The organism is Sphaerotilus sp. (genome assembly GCF_013299175.1).
In the GTDB taxonomy this organism is placed as follows: Bacteria; Pseudomonadota; Gammaproteobacteria; order Burkholderiales; family Burkholderiaceae_C; genus Sphaerotilus.
Map to the genome: position 1 here is coordinate 22,565 of NZ_JAAFKF010000033.1, position 14,350 is coordinate 36,914.

A 14,350-nucleotide genomic window follows, 5' to 3' on the forward strand; every position below is an offset into this window, starting at 1 on the left:
CAAGTGCTGGCCAGGATTCGGACGAAAAAAAGCCCGGCCGAGGCCGGGCTTGAATCGATCCCTGCAGAGCAGGCACCGAGGAGACAATCGTTAAGAACCTGTGGTGCAGCGCGTCAGCGCGGCAGATCAGCGGCGCTTGGTGGCGGCCTTGGTGGCCTTCTCGGCGGTTTCGCCAAGGTTCTTCAGGTTGGTTTCCGCCAGGTTGGTGGCTTGCTGGGCTGCCTTTTGCACGCTGTCGAACGCGGTCGAGGCGTTGGTCATGGCGGTCTTGACCATGGCCATGACGGTTTCGCTGCCTTGCGGGGCGTTCTTGGTGGCTTCTTCGACCAGCGTGCTGAACTGGGTCTTGGCGGCAGCGATCTGGGCTTCGGCCATCTTCGTCACTTCGGCTTGCGTCGCGGTGGCGATGTCATGGACCTGGCGGCCGTAGGCCATGGCCTTTTCCTGCGCCGGCTTCAGGAAATCCTGTTGCAGGGCGGCCAGTTCTTGCGGACCCTTGACGGTCAGCACCGCCTTGGCCTGCTCGACGGATTGCTCCAGCGAGTCGCGGGCAGCTTGCATGTTCAGCTCGACCAGCTTCTCGACGCTGGCGAACGCCTTCTGGGTCAGCTCGACCAGGGTGTCCAGGTTGGCTTTGTTGGCGGCGGCCAGTTGCTCGGGGGTCATCGTCATGGTGGTGCTCCAGAAAGTTTTGCTGCGCTGCAGCATGGAATGCAGTATAGGACCGCCAGCCGGGTTTGCAAGGGGCTTTGTTGCAGTGCAGCATTCATTGGTGTGCAAGCTCTAATGCGGGCGATCTCGCCACGCCCGTCCATGCCGCCTGCACGCGCTCGACCATCGGCGACGCCCCGCAGGCCGACAGCACCAGCGCATGCGTGGCCCGCGTCATCGCGACATAGAGCAGCCGCGCCGCGTCGTCCATCGACTCGCCGCGCCATGGCAGCGCGTGCAGCCCGGCGACGACGACCAGCGCGAACTCCAGCCCCTTGGCGCTGTGCAGCGTCATCAGCCGGATGCGCGGCTGCTGCCAGTCGAAGTGGCGGAAATCGGCCGCGCCCATCGACTCCACGGGCCAGCCCCGCCGCTGCAGCGCCTGTGCGATCGGCCCGAGCTGTGCCCGCGTGCGGCACAACACGGCCATCTCGCCCCACGCCACGCCGCGCGCATGGGCCGCGCCGAGCTGGGCGGCGATCTGCTCGGCTTCGTCCGCCGGCTCGCGGGCGAGCAGCAGCACGGGTTGCGGGCCATGGCGGCCGGAGCTGGTGGGGGTGATGGTGGGGACGGCATCGTCATCCGGCGGGGCTGCGGTGGGTCCAGTCGGCAGCAGCGGTGTACGGGTGCAGGCCAGCGCCAGCGCCAGCACTTCGGCGGTGTTGCGGTAGTTCAGCCGCAGCACGCTGGTGCGGCCTTGCGCCTGGATGCCGACGCTGGCGAAGCGGAAGCGTCGCCGGCTTGTCTGGTAAATGGATTGCGCGTCGTCGTAGAGCACGAGCAGACTGCGCGTATCCGGCGACACCATGCACGCGGCAGTGCGCAGCCAGTCGTCGTCGAAGTCGTGGGCTTCGTCGATGAGCACGGCGCTGTACTGGCCCGTCGGTACCCGCCCCTGCTCCACCGCCTGCGCGACGACCTGCGGCAGCTCGGTGTAATAGGCGTCGCTGCCTGGCTCGGCCTGCACGGCGAGCTGGTGCCGGCGCACTTGCTCCTGGCACCAGCGGTGGAAGGTGCGTACCTGCACCTGATCACCCACTGGCCGCTGGTGGATCAGTGCCGCCAGCCGATCCGCCAGCGCCCGGTTGTAGCAAAGCACCAGCACGGGCTGCGCGGCCGTGGCGGTGGCCGCCAGCATCTGCGCCCGCAGCACCAGCACCATCGTCTTGCCCGAGCCGGCCGCGCCGTGGATGACGCGGTGCCCGGTGCCCAGCGTGCGCGCGATCTGTTCCTGGGGGAGGTCCATCACCTGCAGCAGATCGGGGATGGGGGACGGCTCGACGCCGGGCGCGTCCACCGCCGGCGCGGCGTTCAGGCGCAGCGCGGGGAAGAGGTGCCAGCGGATGCGGTCGCGCTGCGCGGGGGTGAGCGTGTGCGGGTAGTGGACGGTGAACAGCCCGCGCAGCCGCTGCTGGAACACCTCCGGATCGACGCTGTCGTCGAGGTCATCGCGCAGCAGGGTCTGCGCGGGTGGGAAGAGGGCGTCGAAGCCGGGACGCTGCTCGACCTCGCTGCGCCGCATCCCCGAGAGCACGGCGCCCCAGCCATAGGGAAACAGCAGCCGTCCCTGGTGCGGCCCGTCGTCGTGGACCAGGGCCGGGTCGCGCTGCATCAGGGTGGCCAGTGCCATCGCGTAGTCGCGGGCCTGGCGCAGGGGGTGGTGGTCGGTGACGGGGCCGCGCTCGGTGTGCAGCGTCACGGCGTCGGGCGTGGCCTGCAGCAGCGTGCGGCAGCGCCAGTCCTTGACCTCCAGCAGCAGCACGCCCCAGTTCCGCCCGAGCACGACGAAATCCGGCTGCCGCGCCTGCGGGCCGACGGGGACGTTGTGCCAGACGAGGTGGCCGTCGTCCAGACACTGCTTCAGTTGCTGCAGCACGCGCCGCTCGCCCGCGTTGCAGCGTTGCTCGATTTGGCGATACCCCTGGGGAAACTGCGCCATCACATTCCTGTCGTTCCGGTACTGGGAAAATCGAGCAGTCTGACAGGGCTGTGCGCCGGGCGGTTCTGCGAGAAGATGGCAACGTCACCACGCTTTGCCACGCTGAAGGGGATTCCACATGAGCACCGTCGCCCAGATCCTGCTGTCCAAGCCCAGCCATGCCGTCCACACCGTCGCGCCCACGGCGACGGTGCGCGAGGCGATCGAGCAGATGGCGCACCGGCGCATCGGCGCCCTGCTGATCGTCGAGGGCGAGCGCATCCTCGGGATCTTCACGGAGCGCGACTACGCCCGCAAGATCGAGGTCCGTGGCCGCACCTCCGCCGGCACGCCGATCCGCGACGTGATGACCGCCGACGTGATGTTCGTGACGCCGGCCACCACCACGCAGGAATGCATGGCGCTGATGACCGACAAGCGCCTGCGCCACCTGCCGGTGCTGGACGGTGGCCAGCTGGTCGGGCTGGTCTCGATCGGCGATCTGGTGAAGGAGATCATCTCGGAGCAGCAGTTCGTGATCGCACAATTGGAGAGCTACATCCACAGTTGACACCGCGCCCCATGCCCACCCCGATCGCCGCCACCGCCCACCTCGCCACCGATCCCATCACTGTTCGCGAGGTCGGCCTGCGCGACGGCCTGCAGAGCATCGCCCGCACGCTGCCCACCGCCCACAAGCTCGACTGGCTGCACGCCGCCCACGCGGCGGGGCTGCGCGAGATCGAGGTCGGCTCCTTCGTGCCGGCGCGGCTGCTGCCCCAGTTGGCGGACACGGCCGAACTCGTCGCCGTGGCGCGCACGCTGCCGGGGCTGACCACCTCGGTGCTGGTGCCGAACCTGCGGGGTGCCCAGGCCGCGCTCGACAGCGGCGCCGACCTGATGCTGCTGCCGCTGTCGGCCAGCCACGCGCACAGCCTGGCCAACCTGCGCAGGACGCCCGACGAGGTGATCGCCGAGATCGGCCGCATCCGGGCGTTGCGCGATGCGAGCGGTTCGCGCTGCGTGATCGAGGTGGGGCTGAGCACGGCGTTCGGCTGCACGCTCCAGGGCCGGGTGGACGAGGACGAGGTGATCCGGCTGCTGCAGGCCGCGCTGGATGCGGGTGCCGAGCGGGTCGGGCTGGCCGACACGGTGGGCTATGCCGATCCGCTGCAGGTGGCGCGGGTGTTCGAGCGTGGCTTCGCGGCGGTGGGCGACCGGCTGGCCTGCGGGCATTTCCATGACACGCGCGGTCTCGGCATGGCCAACGTCTATGCCGCATGGCAGGTCGGCGTGCGCCGCTTCGACGCTTGTCTGGCGGGCATCGGCGGCTGCCCGCACGCGCCGGGGGCCAGCGGCAATGTCTCCACCGAGGACGTGGCCTACCTTTTTGCCAGCATGGGCGTGCCGACCGGGGTGAACTTTGACGCCCTCATCGCCCTGCGCCAGCGCCTGGCAGAGTGGCTCGCCGGCGAACCCCTGCACGGCAGCCTCTGGCGCGCCGGCCTCCCGAAAACCCTGCTGACCGCATGCGCATGAACCCGAAGACCACGATGACGACGTCCGCCCACACCCCGCCTCAACCGCTTGCCGGCCTGCGTGTCGTCGAGTTCACCCACATGGTGATGGGGCCGACCTGCGGCATGGTGCTGGCCGACATGGGCGCCGAGGTCATCAAGATCGAGCCGATCGACGGCGACCGCACGCGGCGGCTGCTCGGCGCCGGGACGGGCTTCTTCCCGATGTTCAACCGCAACAAGAAGAGCATCGCGATCGACCTGCACCACCCGGAGGGGGCCGAGGTGGCACGCCGTCTCGCGGCCAGCGCGGATGTGGTGGCCGAGAATTTCAAGCCCGGCACGATGGGCAAGTACGGACTCGACTACGCCAGCCTGAGCGCCGTGAATCCTCGGATCATCTACGCCAGCCACAAGGGTTTCCTGCCCGGCCCGTACGACCACCGCACCGCGCTCGACGAGGTGGTGCAGATGATGGGCGGCCTGGCCTACATGACCGGCCGGCCGGGCGACCCGCTGCGCGCCGGGACCAGCGTCAACGACATCATGGGCGGGCTGTTCGGCGCGATCGGCGTGCTGGGCGCCTTGATCCAGCGCGGCATCAGCGGGCGCGGCATGGAGGTGCAGTCGGCGCTCTACGAGAACAACGTTTTCCTCGTCGGCCAGCACATGCTCCAGTACGCGATGACCGGCAAGCCTGCTGCGCCGATGCCTGCCCGTGAAAGCCCCTGGGCGGTCTACGACGTGTTCACGGTGCAGGGCGGCGAGCAGATCTTCCTGGCGGCGGTGAGCGACGCGCAGTGGGGGACGTTCTGTGACGCGCTCGGTTTCGCGGACCTGAAGGCGGATCCCGCGCTGGCGCTGAACAACCAGCGCGTGCGGGCGCGGCCGACGCTGATGCCCGCGCTGCGCGAGCGGCTGGCGCACCGCAGCGCGGCGGAGCTGTCGGCGCTCATGGAGCGGGTCGGTCTGCCGTTCGCGCCGATCCGCCGGCCGGAAGACCTGCTGGATGACCCGCACCTGCTGGCCACTGGCGGGCTGGCCGACATGAAGCTGCCGGACGGCGAGCGGGCCGGGCAGTCTGTCAAGACCACGCTGTTTCCGATCACGATGGACGGCGAGCGGCTGGGCGTGCGGCTCGACCCGCCCCGGCTCGGCGAGCACACGGCCGCGCTGCTGGAGAGCATCGGCTACGACGCGGCGCAGATCGACGCGCTGCGCGCGCAGACCGTGATTGCCTGACCACGACCCAGACCCAGACCCAGACCCGGACCAACAACCACACCGGAACACCGGAGACGACACCATGATCCACACCACCCGCCGCGACACCCTGCGCCAGTTCGGTGCGCTGACTCTGGCCGGGCTGGGCACGGCGGCGACCCGCGCGCTGGCGCAGTCGGACAAGCCGATCCGCATCGTGCTGCCGGTGGCCACCGCCTCGGGCGTGGACACCATCACCCGCGCCGCACAGGGCGCGCTGAGCAAGGCGCTAGGCCACCCGGTCATGGTCGAGAACCAGCCCGGCGCTGGCGGCATCCTGGGAACGACCACGCTGGTCCGCTCGGCGCCGGACGGTTTCACGCTGAGCTTCGTCTCCAACAACCACGTCATCTACCCGAGCGTCTACAAGTCGCTGCCCTTCGATCCGATCAACGACATCACGCCGATCGCCATCGTCGGCTCGACCCCGCTGATCGTCGTCGTCAACCCGAAGGTGCCGGCGAACAACGCCCGCGAGCTGGCCGCGTTGCTCAAGGCCAAGGCGGGCGACATGACCTACGGCTCGTCGGGCAACGGCACGATCCTGCACTTGGCGGCCGAGATGTTCGTGGACGAGGCGGGGGCGACGGCGCGCCACATCCCCTACAAGGGGGTCGGCCCGATGCTGACGGACCTGATCGGCGGGCAGGTGCAGATCGGCGTGGCGGCGTTGCCGTCGGTGCAGCAGCACATCAAGAGCGGCGCCTTGCGGGCGATCGGGACCGGCGCGGCGCAGCGTCTGGCCGCCGCGCCGGACATCCCGACCCTGGTCGAGCAGGGCATGCCGGGGTATCAGGTCGAGGGCTGGTTCGGTCTCATCGGGCCGAAGGGGCTGCCGGCGGCGGACGTGAAGCGCCTGCACGATGCCGTGGCGGTCGCGTTCGCGGCGCCGGACGTGGTGGAGGCGATGGCCAGGCAGGGCAACACCATCAATGTCAGCACGACCGAGTACGCGCAAGCCTTCTTCCGCAGCGAGATGGCCAAGTACGCCAAGCTGGTGAAGAAGGCTGGGATCGAGCTGCAATGATCCGTTTGGCCCCGCGTGTGCTGTGCCTGAGCGCCGATCCGATCGCGCTGGACGCGCTGCTGGCCGAGGCACAGCGCATGCCCGACACGCCGACCGCGCCCGCCTTCGCCTTCGCTCAGGGCTTGAGCGCTCGGGCGAAGGTCTGGTCGGCGAGCTGCACGAGGTCGGCCGGCCCGGCGGTCGCAGTGAAGGTCACACACTTCTCGTAGGCTGTCGATACCGACACGCACACCCGCGTGGTCGGTTCGTCGCTGCGGTGCAGCCACTGTGTCTGTACCGTGCCGTCCTCCTGCAGCACGACCGAGGTCTGCAAGGTCATCTGGCCGGGCAACGCGAAGAAATGCACGGCATGCAGTGCATTGAGCAGCGCCACCAGCGTGTCGCGCTGCCCTGCCACCGCTCCCGACAGCACGACACTGCGCGCCGCCGAGCCAGCCACCTGTCCCGCCCCGCGTTCCAGCCGCACCCGCAGATCCTCGATGCGAACGCTGCGGGGCGGGGCCGCCGTGGCAGGCTCGGCCGTGGTGGCCGCATCGGACAGGCCCGTCAGACTGGCACAGAGCACGAGCAGGCTGAGCGCGGTCAGAACACGGGGGCATCGGGGCATGGGGCGGGGTTCAGGCGGTGGTGGTCAGGGTGCGGCGCCGCAGGCAGCCGATGACGCCCAGTCCGGTGAACATCAGCGCGAAGCTTGCCGGCTCCGGCACCACGGCGGCGACGGTGTAGCCCAGATCCTGCATCACGCCGATTTCGATGGCACTGTAGTTGCGCGCGCCGTTGCCGGTGCCGACGGAGTGCAGCATCATCGTGCTGGCATAGGCAGGGTTGTCGGTGTCGATGTGGGAGATGCTGCTGCCGCCGTTCCAGGTGGTCGGCGAGTACAGGCCGACGAGCTGGTTGCCATTGGCGGCCACCGCGTGCGCGCCGTTGAAGAACATGCCCGCGGCCGGGCTGGCACCGCCGATGCTGGCGGTGTTCCACACGCCAGCGTTGATGTCGAAGGTGCTGTGGTTGACGGCGGCGTTGCTGTTCTTGTCCACCAGGAACTGGTCGTAGATGCCCCAGTGGCCGGCGGTGCTGCTGCCGAACAGGTCGGTGCCGTTCTGTTGGACCAGCGAGGAGAAACCCAGCGCATGCGAGAACTCGTGGAAGGCAACGCCGTAGAAATCGAACTGTGCGCCGGAGACCGGGGCATTGGCGTCGAGCTGCCAGTTCTTGCCGAAGTTGAAGTTCACCGCACCGTCTGCGCTGACACTGTTGAGGTCCACGCCGGTCTGCAGCTTGGTGCTGATGACGCCTTGCAGGTTGAAGCCTGCCGGCGCGCCGCCCGCCAGCGAGAGCTGGCTGCCGGCGGAGGCCAGGTTGCCGTTCAGGGGGTCGTCGGTGGCCGTGGCGTCGAGCACGACGGTGCCCGAGTTGCTGAAATGGCTGCCGAACATCGTCGAGAACAGGCTGGCCGCGTTGTTCAGCGCGCTCTGGCGTGCGGCACCGGTGGTGGCGTCATTGAAGCCGGTGCCGGCGCCGTCGAGGAAGTTGAACTGGAAGCTGATCGCCGCGTGGGCAACCGAGCCGAACGACAGACCGCTGGCCAGCAGACCGCCGGTGAGCAGCGCGCGGGCCAGGGTGTGGCGCGACTTGGGTTGAATGGACATGGAAAACCCCGCAAGAAGTGGACATGGACCGGTGTGGAAAAGATCGCCAATTGCCGAGTGCCCGTGGAGTCGGGGACGAAAATGGCGAATGTGATCTTTTCATATGGGGCCAGTGGAGGCGCACCACAGATGAGGGGGCGGATGCGTGCGGGGGGGGTCGGGGCCGGATCCGGTGGCCCCTTGTTCGAAGGGCGTGCGGGCTTGGATGGACGCCTGGACGGCGGTGCGGCTGGCCGTCCAGGCGTCAGCGTTGTTGGGCCATGAACTCGTCCAGTTCCTTGCAACTGGGTGCGCAGACCTTCTGCGGCCGGCCCAGCACCTGCTTGCTCTTGAGCATGGCCTGCGGCCGGTGTTTGCCGCAGAGCAGGCAGGACATGGTGCCGCCCACGAACGCGCCTTTGCCGCCGAAGGGCGAGCCGGCGGATTTGCTCTTGTAGCGCAGCCCCTTGGGGTCGATCACGGTCTTTTCGTCGTCGTCGTCGAGCATGGTGATGGAGCGCCTGTTGCCGGTGGTGTCAGCCCCATTGGACCACGCCCGCCACGGCGCGACATCCCGGGGAACTCAGAGAAAACGCCCCATCAGCTTGCGCGAATGCCGGTCCAGCGCGGCCATGTCCCGCACCGAAAAAACGATGCCGTGCCCGCTGGTGATGAGCAGCCGGCCGCGCTCGGGCAGGCGGCGGATGTCCTCCTCGACCTTCAGCACCAGCGTGGTCGGGCCGCGGTCGGTCTCCACGGTCCAGGTGCTGGGCGTCGAGAAGGTGGACACCTCCACCACCCGCCGGATCTCGGGCATGAACTCGCGGTGGGCCAGCTCTTCCTCGATCAAGGTGCGCTGGCGCTCGGGCAGGGCGCCGAGCCGGTCGATCCAGACCAGCTCATGCCCTTCGGCGCTGACGAGGGACAGGCCCGCGTCCGGTGCGGTGACGGGAAAGGCGCGCACGGGGGTGACGCCGTGGTGGGAGGCGCCGTCTTCGCCGGTGTAGACGAGGCGGCCGCTGGGGTGGCGTTCAAGCAGGAACATGGGGCGGCTCGGCGGGTTCAGGAGGTGGCTTGGCCGTGGGCGGACGGCTGCGGGAGCTGGTGGGCGAGCAGGTTCTGGTCGTGCTCGGAGTCACCGTCTTCGTCGGCGGCATCGGTGCGGCGCGCCTGGGCTTCGTAGAGGCGGAAGTAGTGGCCTTCGGCGGCCATCAGCTCGTCGTGCGTGCCGACCTCGACCACCGCGCCGCGGTCCATCACCACCAGCCGGTCGGCCTTGCGCAGCGTGGACAGGCGGTGGGCGATGGCGATGGTGGTGCGGCCCTGGACGAGGTTGTCGAGCGCCTTCTGGATCTCGCGCTCGGTCTCGGTGTCCACGCTGGCGGTGGCCTCGTCGAGGATGAGCAGGCGCGGGTCGATCAGCAGCGCCCGCGCGATGGAGATGCGCTGGCGTTCGCCCCCGGACAAGCCCTGGCCGCGCTCGCCGACCAGCGAGTCGTAGCCTTGCGGCAGCCGCAGGATGAAGTCGTGCGCGTGCGCGGCGCGGGCGGCGGCGATGATCTGCGCGCGGGTGGCGCCGGGCAGGCCGTAGGCGATGTTCTCGGCGATGGTGCCGAAGAACAGGAACGGCTCCTGCAGCACCAGCCCGATGTGGCGGCGGTAGTCGGCGACCTTGAAGCGGCGGATGTCGGTGCCGTCCACGCGGATCGAGCCGTCGGTCACGTCGTAGAAACGGCAGATCAGGTTGACCAGCGTGCTCTTGCCCGAGCCCGAGTGGCCGACCAGGCCGATCATCTCGCCGGGCCGGATGTCCAGGCTCATGCCGCGGATCACCGAGCGGCTGCCGTAGCGGAAACCGATGTTGTCGAGCCGTACCGCGCCCTGCAACTGACCGGTCGGCACTGGCTGATCGGGTTCGGGGACGTTGGAGACGTGGTCGAGGATGTCGAAGATGCGCTTGGCGCCGGCGGCGGCTTTCTGCGTCACCGAGACGATGCGGCTCATCGAATCGAGCCGCCCGTAGAAGCGGCCGATGTAGGCGAGGAAGGCGGTCAACACGCCGACGGTGATGTCGCCCTTGCTGACCTGCCAGATCCCGAAGCCCCAGACCACCAGCAAGCCGATGTCGGTCAGCAGCGTCACCGTCGGCGTGAACAGGCTCCAGGTCTTGTTGAGCTTGTCGTTGACGGCGAGGTTGGCGGCGTTGGCTTCGTGGAAACGCTTCGATTCGCGCGCCTCCTGTGCAAACGCCTTGACCACGCGCACGCCGGGGATGGTGTCGGCCAGCACGTTGGTCACGTCGCTCCAGACACGGTCGATCTTCTCGAAGCCAGTGCGCAGCCGGTCGCGCACGAGGTGGATCATCCAGGCGATGAAGGGCAGCGGCAGCAGCGTGACCAGCGCGAGCCAGGGGTTGACCGAGAACAGGATCACCGAGGTCATGCCCAGCATCAGCACGTCGGTGGCGAAGTCGAGCGCGTGCAGCGACAGGAACACCGAGAGGCGGTCGGTCTCGGAGCCGATGCGGGCGATCAGGTCGCCGGTGCGCTTGGCGCCGAAGTAGTCGAGCGACAGGCCGAGCAGGTGGTCGAAGGCGGTGGTGCGCAGGTCGGCGGCGATGCGCTCGGAGACGATGGCCAGCAGCCAGGTCCGCGCCCAGCCCAGGCCCCAGGCGAGCAGGCCCGCGCCGAGCAGCCCGAACAGCAACTGCAGGACATAGGCGGGGTCGATCTTGTGGCCGTTCTGGAAGGGGATCAGTACCTTGTCCATCAGCGGGATGGTCAGGTAGGGCGGCACCAGCGTCGCGGCGGTGGACGCCAGCGTCAGCAGGAAACCGGCCAGCAGCTTCCACTGGTAGGGTTGGGCAAACCGCCACAGCCGCAGCAGCACCCAGGTGGACGGTGGCGTGGACAACTCGCGGGTGCAGACGGCGCACTCGTCGCTGTCGGGGGGCAGCGGGGCGTGGCAGGTGGGGCAGGTGGTGGGGTCGAGGTCGTCTTCGGGGAGCGGGGCGGCGGGGTTGCGCAGCACGGCGCATTGGCGCTCTAACTGCCGCACCAGCCGCAGCGCCTGCACGTTCTGCCCCAGGGTGAAACGCCAGACGGCGCGCAGGCTGTGCGGATCGTGCAGTTCGAGCGTGCCGACACCGGCGTGGTCGTGGTGGCGCAGCGACAGCGGGTCGTCGAGCGGCCAGGTGCCTGCCCAGTCTGTGGCCCCGGAGCGCGCCCACAGCAGGCGGCGATTCGTCAGGATCAGCGTGCTGCGGGTGAAGTGCAGGGCATCGTCGAGGTCAACCTCCAGGGTACACAGGGCGTTCTCTTCAGGGAGAAATCGGGTCGGAAGGTCGGCCATGGGGACATTGGCAGTGTGTGAGTGCATGGGGTCTTGTTCTCGGGGATGCCGAATTCTGGCGCAAGCCGCCCAGGTGAGATTTCTTCAGATGAACGCCACCCTGAATCAACGGACTGCCTCGGCGGAACGATGACTTCGTGCAAGAAACGTTGGGCACAATGGTCCCCTTGAGCCCAACACCAGCTCCGCAGGACATGACCAAGAAAGAAAACATCACGCTGCAGCGCATCACCTACCTGCGCGGCCCCAATGTCTGGACCTACCGTCCGGTGCTGGAGGTCTGGCTGGATCTGGGTGAGCTGGAGGATTGGCCCTCGCACCAACTGCCCGGTTTCAACGACCGGCTCACGGCGATGCTGCCGGCACTGATCGAACACCACTGCGGGGTCGGCGAGCGCGGCGGCTTCCTGCAGCGGCTCGAAGAAGGCACCTGGATGGGCCATGTGCTCGAACACGTCGTCATCGAGCTGCTCAACCTGGCCGGCATGCCCACCGGCTTCGGCCAGACGCGCAGCACCTCGCAGCACGGCGTCTACCGCATGGTGTTCCGCGCCCGCGACGAGCAGGTGGCGCGCACGGCCCTGGCGGAAGGCCACACGCTGCTGATGTCGGCCATCAACAGCGAGTCCTTCGACGTGGCGGCCGCGGTCGAGCGGGTGCGCGAGAAGATCGACGACTGTTACCTCGGCCCGAGCACCGCCAGCATCGTCGGCGCCGCCACCGACCGCCGCATCCCGCACATCCGCCTGAACGACGGTAACCTCGTCCAGATCGGCTACGGTTCGGCCCAGCGCCGCATCTGGACCGCCGAGACCGACCTCACCAGCGCGATCGCCGAAGGCATCGCGGGCGACAAGGATCTGACCAAGACGCTGCTGAAAGCCTGTGGTGTGCCGGTGCCGGAAGGTGCGGTGGCGGGTGACGCCGAAGCGGCCTGGGACGAAGCGCAGGACATCGGGCTGCCGGTCGTGGTCAAGCCGACCGACGCCAACCACGGCCGCGGCGTCAGCCTGGACCTGAACACCCGCGAGGAGGTCATGGCGGCCTGGGCCGTGGCCGACGCCGAGGGCAGCGAGGTCATCGTCGAACGCTACATCCGTGGCGACGAACACCGGCTGCTGGTCGTCGGCGGGCAGGTGGTCGCGGCGGCACGGGGCGAGAGCCTGTGGATCACCGGTGATGGTGTGTCGAGCGTCACCCAGTTGATCGACCGCCAGCTCAACACCGATCCCCGCCGCGGCGACGCCGAAGAATTCCCGCTCGAAACCATCCGCCTGGAGCGTGACCCGGTGACGCGGTTGTTGCTGGAGCGGCAGGGGCTGGTCGGGCCGGACGCGGTGCCGGCCGCCGGGCGCGCGGTGCTGATCCAGCGCAATGGCAACGTCGCGATCGACTGCACTGATGTTGTCCACCCCGATGTGGCCAGCCTGGTCGGGCTGGCGGCGCGCGTGGTGGGGCTGGACATTGCCGGCGTCGATCTGGTGACGACCGACATCCGCCGCCCGCTGCATGAAACCGGCGGCGCGATCGTCGAGGTCAACGCCGGCCCCGGCCTGCTGATGCACCTCAAGCCCGCCGAAGGCATGCCGCGTCCGGTCGGACGCGACATCGTCAACCACCTCTTCGACGACGACGACAGCGGCCGCATCCCCGTGGTCGGTGTGGCTGGCTCCCACGACACCGCCGACATCGCGCAGCTCGTGGCATGGCTGGTCCACCTGAGCGGCAAGCACGTCGGGCTGGCCTGCCGCGACGGGCTGTTCCTGGCGGGGCGCCGGGTCGGCCGCGGCGACTGCGCCAACTGGGCGAGCGGCCACCGGCTGCTGATGAACCGCGAAGTGCAGACGGTGGTGATCGAGAACGGCGCGGCCACCATCCTCGACGATGGCCTGTCTTACGACCGCTGCCACGTCGGTGTCGTCACCGATCTGGGCGGCGCCGAGACGCTGGCGCGCCACGACCTCCGGGATGTCGAGCAGATGCCGCGCGTGCTGCGCACCCAGGTGGACACCGTGCTGCCCGAGGGCGCGGCCGTGCTGAACGCCGACGACGAGCGCATCGCCGACATGGCCCGCTTGTCCGATGGCGAGGTGCTGTTCTACAGCCAGCTCGCCGGGGACAACGAGACCGTGGCCGCCCACCGCGGGCAGGGCGGACGGGCCGTGCTGCTGCGGTCGTCGCGCGTGGTGCTGGCCACCGGCGGGGCCGAGGTGGTCTGCGTCGATCTGCAGCGCCGCCGCATTGCGCTGGCGCCGTCGGTGGTGCTGGCGGCGGTCGCTGCGGCCTGGGCGCTGGGCATTGCGCCGGAGCTGATGGCCGCCGGACTCGAAACCTTCGCATCGAGCCCGACGCGCTCGTGATCCTTTCTTCTGACCGGACGTGACCCACTGATGGACGTTTCACGCATTCGGGCCTTGCGCGGCCCCAACCTCTGGAGCCGCCACACGGCGGTCGAGGCCATCGTTTCGTGTGCTGAAGACGAGCGCGCGATTGCCCAACTGCCCGGCTTCGAGTCCCGTCTGCGTGCCCGGTTCCCCGGCATCGGTGCGGTGCCGGCGGGTGCGCAGCGCGGCGACATCGCGCTGGCGCATGTGCTGGAAACCGCCACGCTGGCGCTGCAGGCGCAGGCTGGCTGTCCGGTCACGTTCAGCCGCACCTCGGCCACGGTCGAACCGGGCATCTACCAGGTGGTCGTCGAGTACAGCGAGGAGGACGTGGGCCGTCTGGCGCTCGAACTCGCCGAGCAGCTCATCCAGGCCACGCTCGCCGACACCGCCTTCGACGTGACCGCGGCCATCGCCCGGCTGCGCGAGATCGACGAGGACGTGCGCCTCGGCCCGAGCACCGGCGCGATCGTGTCGGCGGCGGTGGCCCGCGGCATTCCGTACCGGCGTCTGACGCAGGGCAGTCTGGTGCAGTTCGGCTGGGGTTC

13 protein-coding genes are annotated in these 14,350 nt (G+C 69.1%); 6 read left to right on the forward strand and 7 right to left on the reverse strand.

Features of this window, described 5'->3' with window-relative positions; translation table 11 throughout:
- Positions 1-126 precede the first annotated feature (126 nt).
- Both QZW52_RS07965 and QZW52_RS07970 read right to left on the reverse strand, forming a co-directional pair.
- Positions 127-672 carry a phasin family protein gene (locus QZW52_RS07965; protein WP_293997086.1) on the reverse strand — a complete coding sequence of 182 codons (546 nt, stop codon included), beginning with the start codon at positions 670-672 and terminating at the stop codon, positions 127-129.
- 94 nt (positions 673-766) lie between these two features.
- The gene (locus tag QZW52_RS07970; protein WP_293997089.1) at positions 767-2,650 is read right to left on the reverse strand and encodes a 3'-5' exonuclease; all 1,884 of its coding nucleotides are present in this window, start codon (positions 2,648-2,650) and stop codon (positions 767-769) included.
- A 118-nt stretch (positions 2,651-2,768) separates the two neighbouring features.
- Here QZW52_RS07970 and QZW52_RS07975 point away from each other — a divergent pair, with 118 nt between their 5' ends.
- From QZW52_RS07975 to QZW52_RS07990, 4 genes are all read left to right on the forward strand, one after another.
- On the forward strand, positions 2,769-3,200 hold the full coding sequence (locus tag QZW52_RS07975; RefSeq protein WP_293997092.1) for a CBS domain-containing protein: 432 nt from the start codon (positions 2,769-2,771) through the stop codon (positions 3,198-3,200).
- Between the two features lie 11 nt (positions 3,201-3,211).
- The gene (locus tag QZW52_RS07980) at positions 3,212-4,168 is read left to right on the forward strand and encodes a hydroxymethylglutaryl-CoA lyase (RefSeq protein ID WP_293997095.1); all 957 of its coding nucleotides are present in this window, start codon (positions 3,212-3,214) and stop codon (positions 4,166-4,168) included.
- A complete protein-coding gene (locus QZW52_RS07985) occupies positions 4,165-5,388 on the forward strand; it encodes a CaiB/BaiF CoA transferase family protein (protein ID WP_293997098.1) in 1,224 nt (407 codons plus the stop codon). Before QZW52_RS07980 ends, QZW52_RS07985 begins: the two co-directional genes overlap by 4 nt.
- A 64-nt stretch (positions 5,389-5,452) precedes the next feature.
- Entirely contained in the window at positions 5,453-6,436 is a 984-nt protein-coding gene (locus QZW52_RS07990; protein ID WP_293997101.1) for a Bug family tripartite tricarboxylate transporter substrate binding protein, read from the forward strand.
- Between the two features lie 115 nt (positions 6,437-6,551).
- On the opposite strand, the gene QZW52_RS07995 is transcribed toward QZW52_RS07990, so the two are convergent.
- The 5 genes from QZW52_RS07995 to QZW52_RS08015 all read right to left on the reverse strand — a co-directional run bounded on the left by QZW52_RS07995 (position 6,552) and on the right by QZW52_RS08015 (position 11,418).
- A complete protein-coding gene (locus QZW52_RS07995) occupies positions 6,552-7,043 on the reverse strand; it encodes a hypothetical protein (protein WP_293997104.1) in 492 nt (163 codons plus the stop codon).
- Positions 7,044-7,053: 10 nt separating this feature from the next.
- Positions 7,054-8,088: a PEP-CTERM sorting domain-containing protein gene (locus QZW52_RS08000; protein WP_293997106.1), complete on the reverse strand. Its 1,035-nt coding sequence runs from the start codon at positions 8,086-8,088 to the stop codon at positions 7,054-7,056.
- A gap of 244 nt (positions 8,089-8,332) precedes the next feature.
- Positions 8,333-8,575, reverse strand: a complete 243-nt coding sequence (locus QZW52_RS08005; protein ID WP_293997109.1) for a hypothetical protein — start codon at positions 8,573-8,575, stop codon at positions 8,333-8,335.
- A gap of 75 nt (positions 8,576-8,650) precedes the next feature.
- Entirely contained in the window at positions 8,651-9,112 is a 462-nt protein-coding gene (locus QZW52_RS08010; protein ID WP_293997111.1) for a cyanophycin metabolism-associated DUF1854 family protein, read from the reverse strand.
- A gap of 17 nt (positions 9,113-9,129) precedes the next feature.
- A complete protein-coding gene (locus QZW52_RS08015) occupies positions 9,130-11,418 on the reverse strand; it encodes a cyanophycin metabolism-associated ABC transporter (RefSeq protein WP_293997113.1) in 2,289 nt (762 codons plus the stop codon).
- Between the two features lie 194 nt (positions 11,419-11,612).
- On the opposite strand from QZW52_RS08015, the gene QZW52_RS08020 reads away from it, so the two are divergent.
- Together QZW52_RS08020 and QZW52_RS08025 are read left to right on the forward strand one after the other, a co-directional pair.
- Complete coding sequence (locus tag QZW52_RS08020) at positions 11,613-13,778, forward strand: cyanophycin synthetase (RefSeq protein ID WP_293997116.1); 2,166 nt, start codon at positions 11,613-11,615, stop codon at positions 13,776-13,778.
- Between the two features lie 30 nt (positions 13,779-13,808).
- A partial coding sequence (locus QZW52_RS08025; RefSeq protein ID WP_434738294.1) for a cyanophycin synthetase family protein occupies positions 13,809-14,350 on the forward strand: 542 nt, incomplete at its 3' end.

Coding starts and splice junctions, on each gene's coding strand:
- QZW52_RS08000 (WP_293997106.1), bottom strand. CDS start 8,088: ATGTCCATTCAACCCAAGTCGCGCCACACCCTGGCCCGCGCGCTGCTC.
- QZW52_RS07985 (WP_293997098.1), top strand. CDS start 4,165: ATGAACCCGAAGACCACGATGACGACGTCCGCCCACACCCCGCCTCAA.
- QZW52_RS08005 (WP_293997109.1), bottom strand. CDS start 8,575: ATGCTCGACGACGACGACGAAAAGACCGTGATCGACCCCAAGGGGCTG.
- QZW52_RS08015 (WP_293997113.1), bottom strand. CDS start 11,418: ATGGCCGACCTTCCGACCCGATTTCTCCCTGAAGAGAACGCCCTGTGT.
- QZW52_RS08020 (WP_293997116.1), top strand. CDS start 11,613: ATGACCAAGAAAGAAAACATCACGCTGCAGCGCATCACCTACCTGCGC.
- QZW52_RS07995 (WP_293997104.1), bottom strand. CDS start 7,043: ATGCCCCGATGCCCCCGTGTTCTGACCGCGCTCAGCCTGCTCGTGCTC.
- QZW52_RS07965 (WP_293997086.1), bottom strand. CDS start 672: ATGACGATGACCCCCGAGCAACTGGCCGCCGCCAACAAAGCCAACCTG.
- QZW52_RS07990 (WP_293997101.1), top strand. CDS start 5,453: ATGATCCACACCACCCGCCGCGACACCCTGCGCCAGTTCGGTGCGCTG.
- QZW52_RS08010 (WP_293997111.1), bottom strand. CDS start 9,112: ATGTTCCTGCTTGAACGCCACCCCAGCGGCCGCCTCGTCTACACCGGC.
- QZW52_RS07975 (WP_293997092.1), top strand. CDS start 2,769: ATGAGCACCGTCGCCCAGATCCTGCTGTCCAAGCCCAGCCATGCCGTC.
- QZW52_RS07980 (WP_293997095.1), top strand. CDS start 3,212: ATGCCCACCCCGATCGCCGCCACCGCCCACCTCGCCACCGATCCCATC.
- QZW52_RS07970 (WP_293997089.1), bottom strand. CDS start 2,650: ATGGCGCAGTTTCCCCAGGGGTATCGCCAAATCGAGCAACGCTGCAAC.